Consider the following 3,714-nt stretch of genomic DNA (forward strand, 5'->3'; position numbering starts at 1 on the left):
AAGGCCGGCCACAAGCTCCGGGGCGGCGAGCGCCTGGAGGTGGACGTCCCCCCGCCCGCCGCGAGCGAGGTGCTGCCGGAGGACGTCCCGCTCGACGTGCTCTACGAGGACGAGCACCTCATCGCGGTGAACAAACCGCCCGGCATGGTCACGCACCCCGCGCCGGGCGTGTGGACGGGTACCCTCGTGAACGCCCTCATGGGCCGCGTGAGCCTGCCCGAGCAGGACGGCGCGCTCGGCCCGGACGGGTACCGGCCCGGCATCGTGCACCGCCTCGACAAGGACACGAGCGGCGTGATCGTCGTCGCGAAGACGGTGGCGGCGCACGCGCGGCTCGCGGCGGCCTTCAAGGACCGCGACACGCGCAAGACGTACCTCGCGATCTGCGCGGGCACCTGGAAGGCGGACCGCACCGCGCGGGTGGACGCGCCCGTGGGCCGTCACCCCGTGGAGCGGCAGCGCATGACGGTGGGCGGGGCGGGCGCGCGCGAGGCGCAGACGACGTTCGTGCCGCTCGCGACCGTCTCGGGCGGGGGGCGCACGTCGGCGCTCGTGCGCTGCGAGCCGCGCACGGGCCGCACGCACCAGATCCGCGTGCACCTCGCGCACCTCGGCTCGCCCATCCTGGGCGACACCGTGTACGGGCGGGCCAGCGCGGTCATCGCACGGCAGGCGCTGCACGCGTGGCGGCTCGTGATTCCGCACCCCGTGACGGGCGAGGACCTGCGGCTCGTCGCGGCCCCGCCGGACGACATGCTGTCCGCGTGGGTGGCGCTCGGGGCGGCCCTGCCCACGGAGTTGAGCGTGGAATGAGAGTTTCGCTGGATTGTCGGCGCGAAGCGCGGGTTTAAGATGACCCCGGACCGAGCGGGCCCCTGCCCGCTCCCGCCGATTGAAAGGAGACTCATCATGCCCAAGTACGAACTGCCCCAGCTGCCCTACGCGTACGACGCGCTCGAACCCCACATCGACGCGCGCACCATGGAGATCCACCACACCAAGCACCACCAGGCGTACGTGAACAACGCGAACGCCGCCCTCGAAGGCCTCGACGAACTGCAGGCCCTCAGCCCCGAGGAGCTCATCCGCAACCTGGACCGCGTCCCGCAGGAGAAGCGCGCCGCGCTGCGCAACAACGCGGGCGGGCACGTGAACCACAGCCTGTTCTGGGAGATCATGGGCCCCGGCGGCTCGCAGCCCGGCGGTGAGCTCGCGCAGGCCATCGAGCGTGACCTCGGCGGCATGGACGCCTTCAAGCAGAAGTTCACGCAGGCCGCCACGACGCGTTTCGGTTCGGGCTGGGCGTGGCTCGTGGTGAAGGACGGCAAGCTCGACGTCGTGAGCACCGCCAACCAGGACAACCCCCTCATGGGCGAGGCCGTGGCGGGCGCGGGCGGCACGCCGATCCTCGGGCTGGACGTGTGGGAGCACGCGTACTACCTCAACTACCAGAACCGCCGCCCCGACTACATCGGCGCGTGGTTCAACACGGTCAACTGGGACAAGGTGGCCGAGCTGTACCAGCAGGCGAAATAAGTTGTAGAGACACGTCACCGCCCAAGGCAAGAGGACCGGGCCGTCCCGGTCCGTACGACGCCAAATAAGTTGTAGAGACACGTCACCGCCCAAGGCATGAGGACCCGACCGCTCGGGTCCGTACGACGCCGGAGACTGGACGGCCTCCACCAGAAGGGCCCGGGCATCCCGCCCGGGCCCTTCCCATGTCCGCTTCAGACCTGCTGGTACTTGCGCTTCAGCGCGGCCTCGCTGGCGGGCGGGACCATCTTGCTGACGTCCCCGCCGTAGGAGGCGATCTCCCTGACCATGCTGCTGCTGACGTAGGACCAGCGGGTGGCGGCCATGATGAAGACGGTCTCGACGTCGCCGAGCTGACGGTTGAGGTGCGCGATCTGCAGTTCGTACTCGTAGTCGCTGACGGCGCGCAGGCCGCGCACGATGACGCCGTTGTTGGTGAGGCGCATGTACTCGACGAGCAGGCCGCTGAAGGAGTCCACGCGGACGTTCGGGAGGTGCGCGGTGGCCTCGCGGAGGACGTCGAGGCGCTCGTCGAGGGTGAGGAGGTGGCGACCCTGCTTGCGCGCGTTGTGCATGACGGTGACGGTGACGCTGTCGAAGATGCGGGCGGCGCGCGTCATGACGTCCATGTGGCCGTTCGTGACGGGGTCGAAGGAGCCTGGGTAGACGGCGTGCTTCATGGCCGTCCCGAGCGATCGCACGCGGAGCGTGCGATCATTCCGAGCGGAGCGAGGAGGGACTTCATTCGGGTCGAGTGTACAGCGTGAGGACGTTCGTGCCGTACACGCGCCGCTCGCGGTCCCAGCCCTCGTGGTCGGGCAGGTCGGTCTGGACGGGGTGCTGCACGATAAGGACGCCGTCGGGGGCGACGGTGCCGCCGTCCATGACGGCCCGCGCCGCTTTCGGGATGTCCTGCTCGTACGGGGGGTCGACGAAGACGAGGTCGTGCGCGCCGAGCCGTGGGAGCAGGGCGAGGGCGTCGCCGTGGACGACGCGGACGTTCAGGCCGAGCGTGCGGGCGTTGCGTTCCAGGGTGCGGACGGCGTTCCTGTCGCGTTCGACGAGGGTGACGTCGTGGCCGCGGCTGGCGGCTTCGAGGCCGACGGCGCCGCTGCCGCCGTAGAGGTCGAGGAAGCTGCCGGGGTCGTAGCGGGCGGCGATGAGGTCGAAGAGGCTCTTGCGCAGCCGTGCCCCGGTGGGCCGGGCGGTGTCGGGAACGTCGAGGGTGCGTCCCTTGGCGGTGCCGCCGAGGATGCGGAGGGAGGACATGCGGTCATTCTAGGGAGCGCCCGCCGCCCCTTGCGTGCTGACCGGGGGTCATCTAGCATGCGGGGCGTGAGCACCCCCCGCACCGCGCCCGCCCGCGCCCGCCGCGACGAGGACAAGACCGCCCGCCGCGAGGCGATCCTCGACGCGGCCTCCCGCGTGTGGGACGAGCGGGGCTACGCGAGCGCCACCATGACGGACGTCGCGCGCGAGACGAGGCTCGCCAAGGGCACCCTCTACCTGTACTTCCGCACGAAGGAGGAGCTCTTCCTCGCGCTGCTCGCGCGCCAGCTCTGGACGTGGTTCGACCGGGTGGACGCGGACCTCGCCGCGCTGAGCGCGCCGCAGGAGGCGCGCACGCTCGCCGCGCACCTCACGGAGGCGCTGCGCGGCACGCACCGCATGGTGGACCTGCTGACCCTGCTGAGCGCCATCCTGGAGCAGAACGTGCCCATTGAGGCGACCCTGGCGTTCAAGGCGGGCCTCGGGGAGCGGCTGCGCCGCACGGGCGGGGTGATGGAGCGGCTCCTGCCGCACCTGCGCGAGGGTCAGGGCGCGCGGGTGCTGCTGCACTTCAGCGCGCTCGTCGTGGGCCTGCATCAGGTGGCGACGCCCGTCCCGGCCGCGAAGGCCGCCACGCTCGACCCGCAGCTGCATTTCCTCGTCCTCGACTTCCACGAGGAGCTCCACGTGGCCCTCACGGCGCTGCTGCTGGGCACGGAGCGGGCCGGATGAGCGTCCGGACCGTACCATCCTTCGCTGTCTCGCGGGGGCGCCTCACCTACCCTGAGGTCGAAGAGGCTCTCTTCCCACGAAGGGCGCGACCGACCCTCCCCCGGCCGCGCCCTCCGCGTGGTGCGGGCGCGTGAGGCTCGCGGCGGCGGTGCTCGCCGGGGGCGCCTCGCGGCGCTT

5 protein-coding genes are annotated in these 3,714 nt (G+C 71.4%); 3 read left to right on the forward strand and 2 right to left on the reverse strand.

Going from position 1 to position 3,714, the window contains the following annotated elements; translation table 11 throughout:
* A partial coding sequence (locus tag DEIPI_RS0103210; protein ID WP_027480825.1) for an RluA family pseudouridine synthase occupies positions 1-813 on the forward strand: 813 nt, incomplete at its 5' end.
* 96 nt (positions 814-909) lie between these two features.
* Entirely contained in the window at positions 910-1,536 is a 627-nt protein-coding gene (locus DEIPI_RS0103215) for a superoxide dismutase (RefSeq protein WP_027480826.1), read from the forward strand.
* 194 nt (positions 1,537-1,730) lie between these two features.
* On the opposite strand, the gene coaD is transcribed toward DEIPI_RS0103215, so the two are convergent.
* Together coaD and DEIPI_RS0103225 are read right to left on the reverse strand one after the other, a co-directional pair.
* On the reverse strand, positions 1,731-2,216 hold the full coding sequence (coaD, locus tag DEIPI_RS0103220) for a pantetheine-phosphate adenylyltransferase (protein ID WP_027480827.1): 486 nt from the start codon (positions 2,214-2,216) through the stop codon (positions 1,731-1,733).
* 61 nt (positions 2,217-2,277) lie between these two features.
* Positions 2,278-2,805, reverse strand: coding sequence for an RsmD family RNA methyltransferase (locus DEIPI_RS0103225; RefSeq protein ID WP_027480828.1), 528 nt, complete (start codon positions 2,803-2,805; stop codon positions 2,278-2,280).
* A 66-nt stretch (positions 2,806-2,871) separates the two neighbouring features.
* On the opposite strand from DEIPI_RS0103225, the gene DEIPI_RS0103230 reads away from it, so the two are divergent.
* Positions 2,872-3,537: a TetR/AcrR family transcriptional regulator gene (locus tag DEIPI_RS0103230; protein ID WP_027480829.1), complete on the forward strand. Its 666-nt coding sequence runs from the start codon at positions 2,872-2,874 to the stop codon at positions 3,535-3,537.
* Positions 3,538-3,714 lie beyond the last annotated feature (177 nt).

It is taken from the genome of Deinococcus pimensis DSM 21231, assembly GCF_000519345.1.
GTDB classification, from domain to species: domain Bacteria; phylum Deinococcota; class Deinococci; order Deinococcales; family Deinococcaceae; genus Deinococcus_A; species Deinococcus_A pimensis.

Excerpts from the sequence above, each read along its gene's own strand:
- coaD (WP_027480827.1), bottom strand. The coding sequence starts at position 2,216 with ATGAAGCACGCCGTCTACCCAGGCTCCTTCGACCCCGTCACGAACGGC.
- DEIPI_RS0103215 (WP_027480826.1), top strand. The coding sequence starts at position 910 with ATGCCCAAGTACGAACTGCCCCAGCTGCCCTACGCGTACGACGCGCTC.
- DEIPI_RS0103225 (WP_027480828.1), bottom strand. The coding sequence starts at position 2,805 with ATGTCCTCCCTCCGCATCCTCGGCGGCACCGCCAAGGGACGCACCCTC.